Below are 13402 nucleotides of genomic sequence, written 5' to 3' on the forward strand. Positions count from 1 at the left end.
GGATGGCTTGCGATGCCGGACTACTGCTCCCTCGCGGGTGCAGCGGGGAAGTCGGCGTCAGCGACCCAGCAGCTTGTTGATGCGCTTGACGTCGGCCTTGGCGACGGCTTCGGTGCCTTCGAGGCGACGGGTGACACGGCTGGACTTCTTCTCCAGGATGTGCCGGCGACCGGCCTGCTCGCGCCGCAGCTTGCCCGAACCAGTCACCTTGAAGCGCTTCGAGGTGCCCTTGTGGGTCTTGTTCTTCGGCATCTTCCGTCCTCGTTTCGTACTGGAGCCGGGTGGGGGCGCGGCCAGCGTCCCGACCCGGCCTCACATCACGAGCCCTGGCGGCGGCGTACGACTACGCGTTGGCCTTGGGCTTGGTCTTGTTGGTCTTGTGCGGCGCCAGAACCATGATCATGTTCCGACCGTCCTGCTTCGGGGTCGCTTCGATGAACCCGAGCTCGGAAACATCATCGGCCAGTCGCTGCAACAGGCGGAAGCCCAACTCGGGCCGCGACTGCTCGCGACCGCGGAACATGATCGTCACCTTGACCTTGTGACCCTGACCGAGGAAGCGGGACACGTGGCCCTTCTTCGTCTCGTAGTCGTGCGGGTCGATCTTCGGCCGGAGCTTCTGCTCCTTGATGACGGTCTGCTGCTGGTTGCGACGCGATTCGCGAGCCTTCTGCGCGCTCTCGTACTTGAACTTGCCGTAGTCCATGAGCTTGCAGACCGGCGGGCGCGCCTGCGGGGCGACCTCGACAAGGTCCAGATCCGCTTCCTGGGCCAGGCGCAGGGCGTCCTCGATGCGGACGATCCCGACCTGCTCACCGTTGGGTCCGACGAGTCGGACTTCCGGAACCCGGATGCGGTCATTGATGCGCGTCTCGGAGCTGATGGGGCCTCCTCGGTTCGATGGCTGTGTGTACTGCACACCACGGCGTGTAGAGCTCACCCCGGAATGCAAAGGTCCCGCCGGCTTCCGCTCGTGCGGATACCGCGGGACCCTGACTCCAAACCGATCGAACCGGTATCAGCCGATACCGTTCGCACCACCGACGCCACACGGGACATCGACAGGACCGGAACCCGGCGGCCTCAGCGGCTGCTCGGGTGGGAGCGGGGCTCCACTTTGCCGCCCCCGCCGCAACGGGGGCTGGTCGTGCGTGTCAGGGTAGCAGGCGTGAGCGAACCGCAGCCAACCACTCCCACGAACGACACGACCGGTGCCGGTGAACCGGCACACGACGCGGATATGGAGCTCAACGTACGCGAGCTCTCCGATGTTCCCAGCGTCGAGGTCATCAGCCGCGCTGCGGTGATGCTCATGTCCGCCGCCGCGGAGAAGCTCGGGCTCGCTGACGACGACCCGGACGCCACCCCGGTGCGCGATCTGGACGAGGCCCGCAGGCTGATCACCGGACTGGCGGGCCTGATCACCGCCTCGGTCGAGTACCTCGGACCGCACGCCGGTCCGCTGCGCGAGGGGCTGCAGTCCCTCCAGCGCGCCTTCCGCGAGTACTCCACCCACCCGGACGCCCCGGGTCAGGGGCCGGGCGAGAAGTACACCGGCCCCGTCTACTGACGGTTGCCCAGCTCCCGGGAGATCTCCGCCGCCGTGCGGCGGAGATCCGGGAGCCAGCCGAGCAGGTCCTCCCAGGAGAGCAGGACCTTCGGCACCGAGATCGACATCGCCGCCACGGCATCTCCCCGGTGGTTGCGCACCGGAGCCGCGATGCAGTGGGTGAACTCCTCGTGCTCGCTGCGGTCCACCGAGTACCCCTGCGCGCGGACGCGCTCCAGCTCCGCCAGGTAGCGCTCGGCCGAGTCGATCGTGTTCGCGGTGAGCTTCGGGTAGGCGATCCGCTGCGCCAGGCGTTCGCGGCGCTGCTGCGAGAGGTCGGCGACCAGGATTTTGCCCACCGCCGTGCAGTGCAGCGGGGCGCGTCGGCCGATGCGGGAGTACATCCGGACCGGGTGGACGCTGTCGACCTTGTCGACGTAGACGACCTGATCCTCGTCGAGGGTCGCCAGGTGGATCGTGTGCCCGGTGCGCTCCCCCAGCGCGTCGAGGAACGGCCGGGCGACGTCGCGCGCGTCCAGGTCGTCCAGCGCCTGGTGGGCGAGCGCGAACACGGCACTGCCCAGCCGGTAGCGGTGGACGTCCTCGCGGCGGACGAAGCGGCCGGTCTCCAGCGTGCGCAGCAGGCGCATCGCCGTCGTCTTGTGCACGCCGAGCCGCTGGGCGAGACCGTCGAGCGTTTGCGGCCCCTCGGCCAGCGCGGTCAGCGCGGCGAGTCCGCGTTCCAGGCTCTGGCTCACCGGCGTCTCCGATCATCGTTGACTCGACGAAGCGGGCAATGCTACACACCGAAGTCGTTCTTCGCGCAACATTCGTTGCAACATGCGCAATAGGAGGCCGGCAGTGCCCGCAGCAGGGATCAACACCGAAGCGATCCGCGCGTTGCGCGACGAGACCATCGACTGGCGGTTCAAGGGCATGCCGCCGAACGCGTCCGGCAAGACCGCCGGGGAGTTCCTGGCCGAGCGGCCGACGCTGTGGGAAGCCGGTTTCACAGGGCCGCTGCTGACCCTCGACGACGCCGCGATGGAGCACAACCTGCGCACCATGGCCGCGTGGTGCGACGAGCACGGCCTGCGGATCGCTCCGCACGGCAAGACCACGATGGCGCCCCGGCTCTTCGAGCGGCAGCTGGAGCACGGCGCGTGGGGCATCACCGCGGCCAACATCGGTCAGCTGCGCGTGTACCGGGCGTTCGGCGTCCAGCGGATCCTGCTCGCCAACGAGCTCGTCGACCCGCAGGGGCTGGCCTGGCTGTCCGCCGAGCTCGACGCCGACCCGGACTTCTCGTTCTGCTGCTACGCGGATTCGCTGCGCGGGGTCGAGCGGATGGCCTCCGCGCTCGCCGCGCACGGCGGGACGCGGCCGGTCGACGTGCTGGTGGAGTTCGGCGTCCCAGGCGGCCGGACCGGTGCCCGCACGGTGTCGCAGGCGCGAGCGGTCGCCGCGGCCGTGGCCGCCGAGCACCGGCTGCGCCTGGTCGGCGTGTCGGGATACGAGGGCGAGGTGGCGCACGACATCGAGGAGTCCTCGCTGTCGGCCATCGACGACTACCTGGGCGAATTCCGCTCCCTGGTGGTGGAATTCGCCGGGGCCGGCTACTTCGACGGGCTGGACGAGGTCATCGTCAGCGCGGGCGGGAGCGCCTACTTCGACCAGGTCGCCGAGGCGCTGACCCTCCCGTGGCCGGAGGGGCTGCCCGTGGTGCCGGTGCTGCGCAGCGGCGGATACCTGCTGCACGACGACGGCTTCTACCGGGTGCGCTCGCCGTTCGGCCGCCGGCACCGGCTGGCCGGTGCCGAGTCACCGTTCCGACCGGCGATGCGGATCTGGGCGCAGGTGGTGTCGCAGCCGGAAGCCGATCTGGCGCTGCTGACGATGGGGCGCCGCGACGTCTCGTTCGACCAGGGGCTCCCGGAACCGCAGGTGATCCGGGGAGCGGACGGCGAGACCCGCGAGCTCGCCGACGGTTCCTGCCACGTGTCGGGTCTGGCGGATCAGCACGCGTTCCTCAGGCTCGCCGGGGCCGAGGTGCGCGTGGGCGACTGGATCGGCTTCGGCCTGTCCCACCCCTGCACGGTCTTCGACAAGTGGACGCTGATCCCGGTGGTCGACGGCGAGCAGGTCACCGACCTGGTGCGCACCTACTTCTGACCCGTCAGCGGGTGGCGGTCCCGGCCGGACCGCCACCCGCCCCAGGTCAGTCCAGGACTGCGAGGGCGTCGATCTCGCACAGCAGGCCGGCCGGGAGGCCGACGTAGACGGTCGTGCGAGCCGGGAAGGGCTCGCCGACGACGCGGGCGTAGACCTCGTTCATCTCGGCGAACTGCGCGGTGTCGGTGAGGTAGACGCGCAGCATCAGCACGTCCTGCAGCGATCCGCCCTCGGCCTCGATGATCGCGATGACGTTGCGCAGGCACTGCTCGGTCTGCTCGGCGACACCGCCCTCGACGACCTTGCCGGTCGCCGGATCGACCGCGGTCTGCCCGGAGACCTGCAGGATGTTGCCCTTGCGCACGCCCTGCGACAGCGGGATGTTCGCCGGCGGCTTCGGTGCGGCGTCGGTGCTCACCACGGTCCTGCTCATGTCGGTGTCCTTCCACGGATTTCGGCGTCGTGAAGCGGAATTTCGGCCGGAGCCGATCTTCATTGCTTTCACAGGGGAATGGTACTTACCATTCGATCACCCGGTGCAGACCAATTGCCCGGCGTGTGACCGGAGGAACGACTCCACCATGGACATCGTCTATCGCGGCGCGCGAGTCGTCGACGGCGACGGCGGCCCGGGGTTCCTCGCCGACGTCGGAGTCGACGAAGAACGCATCGCCGAGATCGCCGACGCGGGAACGCTGAGCGGACGTCGGCGCATCGACGCCGACGGGCTCGTGCTGGCACCCGGATTCGTGGACATGCACGCGCATTCGGACCTGCGGCTGCTCGCCGAACCGGACCACACCGCGAAGGTCTCCCAGGGCGTGACGCTGGAGGTCATCGGCCAGGACGGGCTGTCCTACGCCCCGGTCGACGACGACGCGCTGGGGACCCTGCGCGCGCAGCTGGCGGGCTGGAACGACGATCCGCCGGGTTTCGACTGGAACTGGCGCAGCGTCGCCGAGTACCTCGACCGGCTCGACACCGGCATCGCCACCAACGCCGCCTACCTCGTCCCGCAGGGCACGCTGCGCCTGCTGTGCGCGGGCTACGACGACCGGCCGGTCACCGATGACGAGCTGAACCGGATGCGCGAGGTCCTCGCCGATTCCCTTGCCGAGGGCGCTTTCGGCATGTCGTCCGGGCTGACCTACACGCCCGGGATGTACGCCGACACGGCGGAACTGGCCGCGTTGTGCGAGGTCGTGGCCTCCTTCGGCGGCTACTACAGCCCGCACCACCGCAGCTACGGCGCCGGTGCGCTCGCGGCCTACGAGGAGATGATCGAGGTCAGCCGGTCCTCGGGATGCCCGCTGCACCTGGCGCACGCGACGATGAACTTCGGCGTCAACGCCGGAAGGGCCGGCGAACTGCTGGCGATGCTCGACGCGGCGCTCGACGACGGCTGCGACATCACCCTCGACACCTACCCGTACCTGCCGGGCAGCACCTCGCTGCACGCGCTGCTGCCGAGCTGGGCGATGGCCGGCGGCGTCACCGCGACCCTGGAGCGGTTGCGGGATCCCGTGCAGCGGCAGCGGATTCGCCAGGTCCTGGAGGTGGAGGGCTCCGACGGCTGCCACGGCGTTCCGGTCGAGTGGGAGAACATCGAGATCAACGGCGTCCGCGAACCGGGCAACGCTCACCTCGTGGGCCGCAGCGTCGCCGAATCGGCGCTGGCCGCCGGGGCGCAGCCGACCGAGTTCTACTTCGACGTGCTCACCAGCGAGCGGCTGGGCGCGTCCTGCCTGATGCACGTCGGGCACGAGGACAACGTGCGAGCGATCATGCGCCACCGCACGCACACCGCGGGCAGCGACGGGCTGCTGGTCGGCGAGCGCCCGCACCCGCGCGCGTGGGGCACCTTCCCCCGCTACCTCGGCCACTACGTGCGCGAACTCGGCGTGCTGAGGCTGGAGGAGTGCGTGCGGAACATGACCTCGCGTTCCGCCGACCGGCTCGGGCTCACCGACCGAGGACGCGTCCGGGAAGGCCACGTCGCCGACCTGGTGCTGTTCGATCCCGACACCGTCCGCGACACCGCGACCTTCGACGAGCCCCGGCAGCAGGCCGTCGGCATCCCGCACGTGCTGGTCAACGGCGTTCCGGTGATCGACGACGGCGACCGCACCGACGCCCTGCCCGGGCGCGCGCTGCGCAAGAACCGCTAGCAGCCGCACGCGGCTCGCGCCGAGCAGAGCAGTCCCTGAGGAGCTCCCAGGAGGACCCGTGTTCTTGAACTGGTTGCAGCACGAGACGTCCGGGCTGCTCACGTTGTGCGCGGTCGGGATCGCGGTGCTGCTGATCATGATCATCCGCTTCCGGATCGAACCGTTCATCGCGTTGCTGGTCACCGGGCTGCTCATCGCGCTGGCCGCCGGGCTGCCCGTGGAGGACATCGTCGGGACCGCGCAGAAGAGCAGCGATTCGCTGCTCGAAGGCGGTTTCGCCAGCATCCTCGGGCACATCACCGCCATCATCGGACTCGGCACCATCCTCGGCTCCGTGCTGGAGGCATCGGGTGGCGCGCAGCTGCTGACCCGCAAGCTCCTCGGGGCATTCGGGGAGAACCGGGCTCCGCTGGCGATGGGGTTGTCCGGGCTGATCTTCGGGATTCCGGTGTTCTTCGACATCGGCATCTTCGTGCTCGCACCGCTGGTCTACGTGGTCGCGCGGCAGGGCAAGCGCTCGATCCTGCTGTACTGCCTGCCGCTGGTGGCCGGGCTGTCGATGACCCACGCGTTCCTGCCGCCGCACCCCGGTCCCGTGGTGGCCGCGGGGCTGCTGGGCGTGGACCTGGGGTGGATCATCCTGATGGGACTGGCCTGCGGACTCCCGGCGTTCGTTGTGGCCGGTCTGCTCTACCCGGTGTGGATCGGCAAGCGGATCACCCTTCCGGTGCCCGCCGACATGCTCGCCGCCGCCGACGAGCTCGCCGCCAAGCGCGAGGGCCGGCGCGATCCGTCGCTCGGCGTGGTCGCGCTGATCATCGGCTTACCGATGGTGCTGATCCTCGGCGCCACCTTCGGCAGCATCACGTTGCCCGAGGGCAGCGGCGCGCTGTCGGTGCTGACGTTCCTCGGGAACCCGACCGTGGCGTTGACGATCGCCGTCCTGCTGTCGTTCTGGTTGCTGGGAACCCGGCGCGGGATGACCGGGCGGGACCTGTCCGAGCTGACCAGCGGGGCGCTGCGGCCGCTGGGCATGCTGCTGCTGGTCGTCGGCGCGGGCGGCTTCTTCGGCAAGGTGCTCGCCGAAACGGGTGTCGGGGACGCCTTGGCCGGGTCGTTGCAGGGCGTGGGGTTGCCGATGATCGTGTCGGCCTACGTGATCAGCAGCGGGCTGCGGATCGCGCAGGGTTCGGCGACCGTGGCGATCGTGACCACCGGTGGGATCGTGGCCCCGCTGGTCGGTTCGGCCGGTCTGTCGCAGGCCCAGCTCGCGCTGATCGCGGTGGCGATCGCCGCCGGGTCGATCATCGCCTCGCACGTCAACGACGGCGGGTTCTGGATCATCTCGCGGTACTTCGGGATTCCCGTGAGCGACATGCTCAAGACCTGGACCGTCCTGGAGACCCTGCTGTCGCTGGTGGCCTTCGGCATGGCGGCCGGGATCTCGCTCCTGGTCGCGTGAGAGCACCGCGTTCTCGGCCCCCGCGAGGCGATTTCGCGACATCGCCACGGATGGTGAACCGTTTCGGGCCTTAGCGCCTATGGCGGCGGTCCGGTTAGGCCATTTTGGTCTAGTCCACCTGTGGTCACTGCGACAGACTTCGCTTCTGCCGTGTCGTCTAGCTGGGAGAACGTCGTGGGTGACAGCTCGTTTTCGCGTCGTGGTTTCTTGAGCGCGGTCGGGGCTCTGGGCATTGCCGGAGCGACCGTCGGCTGCGCCACCGCCGCCGGCAGGCAGGGCGCGGCCGCGCCGCACCAGGTGCACCAGGCGCACGAGGGCCTGATGACCTTCATCGGCAGCTACACCAGCTCGCAGCCCGCCGGCCGAGGCGTGGACATCGCGATGCGCGACATGAACGGGGTGCTCGCCCCCTCCGGAACCCTCGACGGGATCGCCGACGCCTCCTTCTTCGCCTGGTCCCCCGACCACGAGTTCCTGTACGTGACCAACGAGCGGGAACAGGGCTCGATCACCGCGATCGACGTCAGCACCCACGAACCCAAGGTGATCAACACCGCGCCCAGCGGTGGGAGCTCGCCCACCCACCTGTCGGTGCACCCGAGCGGGGAGTTCGTGCTCACCGCCCACTACGGGGACGGCACCGTGGCGGTGCACCGGCGCAACCCCGACGGCAGCATCGGCGAGAACACCGCCCTGGTGAAGCACCCCGGGGCCGAGCCGCACGCGCACCAGGTCGTCGTCGACCCCAGCGGGAAGTGGGTCGTGACCGTCGACCTCGGCGCCGACTCGGTGTTCGTCCACGCCTTCGACGCCGGGAAGCTCACCCAGCACCAGCAGCTCCCGCTGCCCGCGGGCACCGGCCCACGGCACCTGGTGTTCAAGGGCACCACCGCCTACCTGCTGGCGGAGCTGAACTCCACGATCACCGTGCTCGCCTGGGACCCCAAGGCCGGCGCCCTCACGGCCGGGCAGGTCATCAGCAGCCGCGCTCCCGAGGCGACCGGCGAGAACTTCCCCGCCGAGATCGCGATCTCCCGGGACGGCCAGTTCGTCTACGCCTCCAACCGCGGTGACGACACCATCGCCACCTTCGGCGTGGAGAACGGGTCGCTGGTGTTCAAGGCCGTCACGCCCACCGGCGGCAACTGGCCCCGGCACTTCGCCCTGGACCCCGAGGAGACCTCGCTGTTCGTGGCCAACCAGCGCGCGGGCACGATCACCCGCCTGGCGCGCGACACCGAGACCGGTGCGCTGACCCCCACCCCGGACAGCTACGCGTGCCCCTCGGTCGCGGTCATCACCTTCCACGGCTGATCCGTCCACAACGGACAGTCAGTGCTCTCTCCCCTCGAATTCGGCAGTTCCACGACGATCGCCTCGGCCAAGGTTCGGCGACGGCTTCGCTCCGGCGAGGCTTCACCCTCCCCGCCACCAGGGCTCACAAGAGAACAGCACCGATTTCAATGGAAATCGAGGTACCGAGTTCCACTGAAATCCGGTTCCTGATTTCCATTGAAATCGTTCAGCACATCGGAGACCAGCCATGCGCGCAGGAAAAGCCGTCATCGTCGCCGCCGTCGCTGCGTTGCTCACGGCCTGCGGGCCACCGCAGGTGCAGCAGGCCGGACCCGCGGTCGACGAGCGCACCGGAACGCTGCGGGTCTGGCTGTTCGACGAGGCCAACCGCGCGCCCAAGCAGGCCACCGTGGACGAAGCGGTGGCGCGGTTCGAGCGCGAGCACCCCGGCGTCGAGGTCGACGTGCAGTACATCGCGGTGGAGACGAGGTCCGAGCGCTTCACCGGCGCGTTCAACGATCCCGCCAGCGCACCCGACGTCGCCGAGGTCGGCAACACCGACCTCGCCGGCTACGTCGCCGCCGGCGGGCTGGCCGATGTGACCGAGAAGCTGCCGCAGTGGCCGGAATCCGCCGACCTGTCCCCCTCCGCGCTGGACACCGCGCGAGTCGAGGGCAAGGTCTTCGGCGTGCCCTGGTACACCGGGGTGCGAGCTCTGTACTACCGCACCGACGTGTTCGACGAGCTCGGCCTGCAACCACCGCGCACCACCGCCGAGCTGCTGGCCACCGCGCAGCGCATCCACTCCGAACGTCCGGACCTCTACGGCATCGCCACCGGCGGCAAGTACCACTACGCGCTGATGCCGTTCATCTGGGCGGCGGGCGGCGACCTGGCTCGCCAGGAGGGCCAGCGCTGGGTGTCCACCATCGACAGCCCCGAAGCGCAGCGCGGCATCGAGACCTACGCCGAGATGATCACCAGCGGCGCGTGCCCGCCCGAGCAGTGCTCCGACATGACCGGCAGCCAGAGCGTGCAGGCGTTCGCCTCCGGCAAGGCCGCGATGACCATCGGCGGCGACTTCAACCGCAAGGCCGTCGACGCCGGTGTGGCGGGCAAGTACGGCGTCGTGCCGCTGCCGGGCGATGCGATCGGCTCCACTGCCCCGGCCTTCGCGGGCGGGAACCTGCTGTCGGTGCTCAAGTCCTCGCAGCGAGCGACCCTGGCGCGCGAGTTCGTCCAGCTGCTCGCGGGCAAGGAGTACCAGCGCAAGATGTACGGCGCGATGGGCAATTTGCCCACGTTCATCGACGTCCAGGGCGAGGTGGCCGAGCACGATCCGGCGGCGGCTCCGTTCGTGATGACGCTGCGCGGCGGAACGCACTTCGTGCCCGCGACCGAGGCGTGGTCGAAGATCGACGCGCAGGGCGTGCTTCCCACGATGGTGCAGCAGATCGTGCGCGGTACCCCTGTCGCCGAGGCATCGGGGCAGGCGGCGGCGCAGATGAACGCGGCCTTCGAAGGCCGATGATGGCGCTGCTCTACCTCGCACCGGCGGCGCTGCTGCTCATCGGCATGATGGGCTACCCGCTGTACCAGCTGGTGCAGATCTCGCTGTACGAGTACGGCCAGGCTCAGGCTTCCGGCGGTGCGCCGCTGGAGTTCCTGGGCGCGGGCAACTACCTGGCGCTGCTCGGCGACGCCCGGTTCTGGACGATCCTGCTGCAGACCTGCGTTTTCGCCGCGATCTGCGTGCTGGGAAGCCTGGTGGTCGGCATCGGCCTGGCGGTGCTGGCCACCAAGGTCTCGCCGCTGCCCCGGATCCTGCTGTTCCTGGCGGCCATCGGAGCCTGGGCCACGCCCGCGGTGGCCGGGTCGACGGTGTGGCTGTTCCTGTTCGACCAGGACTTCGGGCTGGTCAACGAGGCGCTGACCGGCATCGGCATCAGCGGCGCCGAAGGCATGTCGTGGACCTACGACAAGTACCTCGCCTTCGGCCTGGTGGCCGCCGAGGTGATCTGGTGCTCCTTCCCGTTCGTGCTGGTCACCACCTACGCCGGCCTCATCGGGATTCCGGGCGAGGTGGTGGAGGCCGCCGCGCTGGACGGCGCTTCGACGTGGCGGACCACGCGCAGCGTGCTGCTGCCGATGCTGCGCCCGGTGCTGGTCATCGCCACCATCCAGTCGATAATCTGGGATTTCAAGGTGTTCACGCAGATCTACGTGATGACCAACGGCGGCGGCGTCGCCGGGCAGAACATGGTGCTCAACGTCTACGCCTACCAAGAGGCGTTCGCGGCCTCGAACTACGGGCTGGGCTCGGCGATCGGCGTGGTGATGACCGCGCTGCTGCTGGTGATCACGCTGCTCTACCTGCGGGCGCAGCGCGGGAACGGGGTGCTGGCATGAGACGTTCCCGCGCCGTCGCCAACACCGCCGCGGTCGTGATCGCGGTGCTGGTGGCGTTTCCGCTCTACTGGATGGTGCTCTCGGCGTTCAAGCCGGAATCCGAGCTCCAGTCCTCAGATCCGCGACCCTGGACCACCGCGCCGACCCTGGACGGGTTCCGGCGGGTCCTCACCGTCGACGGGCTGGGCGGCTACTTCCTCAACAGCCTCCTCGTCGCGGGCGCGGTGGTGCTGCTGTCGCTGCTGATGTCGTTCCTGGCGGCGGTGGCGCTGACCCGGTTCCGGATCAAGGGCCGTGCCGTGCTGCTGCTCATGCTGCTGGTGGCTCAGATGGTCCCGGTGGAGGCCCTCACCATCCCGCTGTTCTTCCTGATGCGCCAGGTCGGTTCGGCCGCAACGGCTTTCGGTCTCAACCACCTGGGTTCGCTCGTGCTGGTGCACCTGGCGTTCAGCCTGCCCCTGGCGATCTGGATGCTGCGCGGGTTCGTCGCCGCCGTCCCGGTCGAGCTGGAGGAGGCCGCCACCCTCGACGGCGCGAGCCGCACCCGGTTCGTCTGGCAGGTGCTGTTCCCGCTCGTGGCTCCGGGACTCGTTGCCACCAGCGTGTTGTCGTTCATCCACGCGTGGAACGACTTCCTTTTCGCCAAGACCTTCATCATCTCGGCGACGGAGAACCAGACGCTGCCGATGGCGATCCTGGTATTCTTCAGCCCGCAGGGAAACGACTGGGGCGCGATCATGGCAGGCTCCACGCTGATGACCATTCCGGTTCTGATCTTCTTCGTGCTCGTCCAGCGGAACCTGGTGTCGGGACTCTCCGGCGCGGTGAAGGGATGAGCTTCCACTCGTTGCTGCCGCGCCCGCGGCGCGTCGAGTACGCCACCGGCCGGCTGTCGCTGGACATCCGCACCAGCGTCGGCGGTGAACCGAGCGTGGCGCGGTGGTTCCGCAGGCACGTCGGTGCCGCGACGGGACTTCCGCTGCCGCTGGCCGCCAAGCCCACCATCGAGTTCCGCATCGATCCCCACATCAACGGCCACCGCGTGGAGATCAGCCCCGACCAGGCCCTGGTGACCGCGCAGCACACCGCCGCCGCGCACCACGCGGCGCAGACGCTGCGGCAGCTGCTCCCGCCGGACGCGTTCCGCCGCGCCCCCATCCACGACGAGCCGATCTCGTTGCCGTGCGGGATGATCGAGGACCACCCCCGGTTCGGGTGGCGCGGCTGCCACCTCGACGTCGCCCGGCACTTCGTGGCCAAGCGGGAGGTCCTGCGGTTCGTCGATCTGCTGGCGATGCACAAGCTCAACGTCCTGCACCTGCACCTCACCGACGACCAGGGCTGGCGCATCGAGGTCCCCAAGCACCCGGAGCTGACCCGCATCGGTTCGTGGCGCGAGCGTTCCATGATCGGCCGCGGCGAGGTCCCGGAGTTCGACCGGCAGCCGCACGGCGGCTACTACACCACCGAGGACCTGCTGGAGATCGTCTCCTACGCCGCCGAGCACCACATCACGGTGGTGCCCGAGATCGACGTCCCCGGGCACAGCCAAGCCGCCATCGCCGCCTACCCCGACCTGGGAACCGGTGGGCCCGTGGGCGTGTGGGACTCGTGGGGCGTCAGCGACAGGATCCTGGCTCCCCGGCGGGCCACGGTGGACTTCTTCCGCGACGTGCTGGACCACGTGATGTCCATCTTCCCGTCGCCGGTGATCTGCCTCGGCGGCGACGAGGTCCCGGGGGCCACGCCCGCGCACGGCGCGCTGCTGCGGCGGTTGATGGAGCACGTGCACAACCACGGCCGCCGCACATCGGCGTGGGACGACGCCATGCACCTGGTCTCGCTGCCGACGGAGACCATCGTGCTGAGCTGGCAGGACGCGCAGGCCATCGCCCGCGCCGCCGAAGCGGGCAACGACGTGCTGCTGTGCCCGGAAACGCACTTCTACCTGGACCACCGGCAGTCCGATGAGCCCGACGAGCCGATCCCGGTCGGGTTCCTCAACACCCTGGACAACGTCTACGCCTACGAGCCGCCGACCGAGCGCGTTCTCGGCCTGCAGGCGCAGGTGTGGACCGAGCAGCTCGACTCCCCCTCCCGCATCGACTACTCGGCGTTCCCCCGGCTGTGCGCGTTCGCCGAGGTCGCCTGGAGCAGTGAGCGGGATCCGGCGGAATTCCACCACCGCCTGGCCCACCACCACCTGCCGCGCCTGGACGCCTTCGGCGTCGAGTACCGGCCCCTCGACGGCCCTTACCCCTGGCAGCTGCGCCCCGGTGTCGAGGGCAGGCCTCGCTGAGCGGCGCTCGCGCCGGAAACGACGCGGGTGGGGCCCGGACTCGATCC

13 protein-coding genes are annotated in these 13402 nt (G+C 69.5%); 9 read left to right on the forward strand and 4 right to left on the reverse strand.

Annotated elements, in window-relative coordinates; translation table 11 throughout:
- Window positions 1–57: 57 nt before the first annotated feature.
- A complete protein-coding gene (rpmI, locus tag AB0J91_RS25415; protein ID WP_093415814.1) occupies window positions 58–252 on the reverse strand; it encodes a 50S ribosomal protein L35 in 195 nt (64 codons plus the stop codon).
- 91 nt (window positions 253–343) lie between these two features.
- Window positions 344–919, reverse strand: a complete 576-nt coding sequence (gene infC, locus AB0J91_RS25420; RefSeq protein ID WP_132625053.1) for a translation initiation factor IF-3 — start codon at window positions 917–919, stop codon at window positions 344–346.
- Between the two features lie 321 nt (window positions 920–1240).
- Here infC and AB0J91_RS25425 point away from each other — a divergent pair, with 321 nt between their 5' ends.
- Window positions 1241–1570 carry a DUF1844 domain-containing protein gene (locus tag AB0J91_RS25425; protein WP_363793183.1) on the forward strand — a complete coding sequence of 110 codons (330 nt, stop codon included), beginning with the start codon at window positions 1241–1243 and terminating at the stop codon, window positions 1568–1570.
- Here AB0J91_RS25425 and AB0J91_RS25430 read toward each other — a convergent pair.
- Window positions 1564–2307: an IclR family transcriptional regulator gene (locus AB0J91_RS25430; RefSeq protein ID WP_363873385.1), complete on the reverse strand. Its 744-nt coding sequence runs from the start codon at window positions 2305–2307 to the stop codon at window positions 1564–1566. The two genes, AB0J91_RS25425 and AB0J91_RS25430, sit on opposite strands and share 7 nt — an antisense overlap.
- A gap of 82 nt (window positions 2308–2389) precedes the next feature.
- Here AB0J91_RS25430 and AB0J91_RS25435 point away from each other — a divergent pair, with 82 nt between their 5' ends.
- Complete coding sequence (locus tag AB0J91_RS25435; protein WP_363873387.1) at window positions 2390–3721, forward strand: amino acid deaminase; 1332 nt, start codon at window positions 2390–2392, stop codon at window positions 3719–3721.
- Window positions 3722–3767: 46 nt separating this feature from the next.
- Here the strand turns inward: AB0J91_RS25435 and AB0J91_RS25440 are convergent, their stop codons facing one another.
- Window positions 3768–4154 (reverse strand): Rid family detoxifying hydrolase, encoded by a 387-nt coding sequence (locus tag AB0J91_RS25440; RefSeq protein WP_363793177.1) that lies wholly within the window; start codon window positions 4152–4154, stop codon window positions 3768–3770.
- Window positions 4155–4302: 148 nt separating this feature from the next.
- Here AB0J91_RS25440 and AB0J91_RS25445 point away from each other — a divergent pair, with 148 nt between their 5' ends.
- The 7 genes from AB0J91_RS25445 (at window position 4303) to AB0J91_RS25475 (ending at window position 13355) form a co-directional block, all read left to right on the forward strand.
- On the forward strand, window positions 4303–5889 hold the full coding sequence (locus tag AB0J91_RS25445; protein ID WP_363873390.1) for a D-aminoacylase: 1587 nt from the start codon (window positions 4303–4305) through the stop codon (window positions 5887–5889).
- A gap of 58 nt (window positions 5890–5947) precedes the next feature.
- Complete coding sequence (locus AB0J91_RS25450) at window positions 5948–7351, forward strand: gluconate:H+ symporter (protein WP_363873393.1); 1404 nt, start codon at window positions 5948–5950, stop codon at window positions 7349–7351.
- 207 nt (window positions 7352–7558) lie between these two features.
- Window positions 7559–8665, forward strand: a complete 1107-nt coding sequence (locus AB0J91_RS25455) for a lactonase family protein (RefSeq protein ID WP_363873396.1) — start codon at window positions 7559–7561, stop codon at window positions 8663–8665.
- 229 nt (window positions 8666–8894) lie between these two features.
- On the forward strand, window positions 8895–10178 hold the full coding sequence (locus tag AB0J91_RS25460) for an extracellular solute-binding protein (RefSeq protein WP_363873399.1): 1284 nt from the start codon (window positions 8895–8897) through the stop codon (window positions 10176–10178).
- Window positions 10178–11056 (forward strand): sugar ABC transporter permease, encoded by an 879-nt coding sequence (locus AB0J91_RS25465; RefSeq protein WP_363873402.1) that lies wholly within the window; start codon window positions 10178–10180, stop codon window positions 11054–11056. Before AB0J91_RS25460 ends, AB0J91_RS25465 begins: the two co-directional genes overlap by 1 nt.
- Window positions 11053–11892: a carbohydrate ABC transporter permease gene (locus AB0J91_RS25470; RefSeq protein ID WP_363873405.1), complete on the forward strand. Its 840-nt coding sequence runs from the start codon at window positions 11053–11055 to the stop codon at window positions 11890–11892. Before AB0J91_RS25465 ends, AB0J91_RS25470 begins: the two co-directional genes overlap by 4 nt.
- Window positions 11889–13355 carry a beta-N-acetylhexosaminidase gene (locus AB0J91_RS25475; protein WP_363873408.1) on the forward strand — a complete coding sequence of 489 codons (1467 nt, stop codon included), beginning with the start codon at window positions 11889–11891 and terminating at the stop codon, window positions 13353–13355. The genes AB0J91_RS25470 and AB0J91_RS25475 overlap by 4 nt, the downstream gene beginning before the upstream one ends.
- The last annotated feature ends 47 nt before the right edge of the window (window positions 13356–13402 follow it).

The sequence above is a fragment of the Saccharopolyspora sp. NPDC049357 genome (assembly GCF_040677225.1).
Lineage (GTDB): Bacteria > Actinomycetota > Actinomycetes > Mycobacteriales > Pseudonocardiaceae > Saccharopolyspora.

What these genes read in the sequence shown, in the direction of transcription:
- rpmI (WP_093415814.1), bottom strand. Translation starts at nt 252, where the DNA reads ATGCCGAAGAACAAGACCCACAAGGGCACCTCGAAGCGCTTCAAGGTG.
- AB0J91_RS25425 (WP_363793183.1), top strand. Translation starts at nt 1,241, where the DNA reads ATGGAGCTCAACGTACGCGAGCTCTCCGATGTTCCCAGCGTCGAGGTC.
- AB0J91_RS25435 (WP_363873387.1), top strand. Translation starts at nt 2,390, where the DNA reads ATGCGCAATAGGAGGCCGGCAGTGCCCGCAGCAGGGATCAACACCGAA.
- AB0J91_RS25440 (WP_363793177.1), bottom strand. Translation starts at nt 4,154, where the DNA reads ATGAGCAGGACCGTGGTGAGCACCGACGCCGCACCGAAGCCGCCGGCG.
- AB0J91_RS25445 (WP_363873390.1), top strand. Translation starts at nt 4,303, where the DNA reads ATGGACATCGTCTATCGCGGCGCGCGAGTCGTCGACGGCGACGGCGGC.
- AB0J91_RS25460 (WP_363873399.1), top strand. Translation starts at nt 8,895, where the DNA reads ATGCGCGCAGGAAAAGCCGTCATCGTCGCCGCCGTCGCTGCGTTGCTC.
- AB0J91_RS25465 (WP_363873402.1), top strand. Translation starts at nt 10,178, where the DNA reads ATGGCGCTGCTCTACCTCGCACCGGCGGCGCTGCTGCTCATCGGCATG.
- AB0J91_RS25470 (WP_363873405.1), top strand. Translation starts at nt 11,053, where the DNA reads ATGAGACGTTCCCGCGCCGTCGCCAACACCGCCGCGGTCGTGATCGCG.
- AB0J91_RS25475 (WP_363873408.1), top strand. Translation starts at nt 11,889, where the DNA reads ATGAGCTTCCACTCGTTGCTGCCGCGCCCGCGGCGCGTCGAGTACGCC.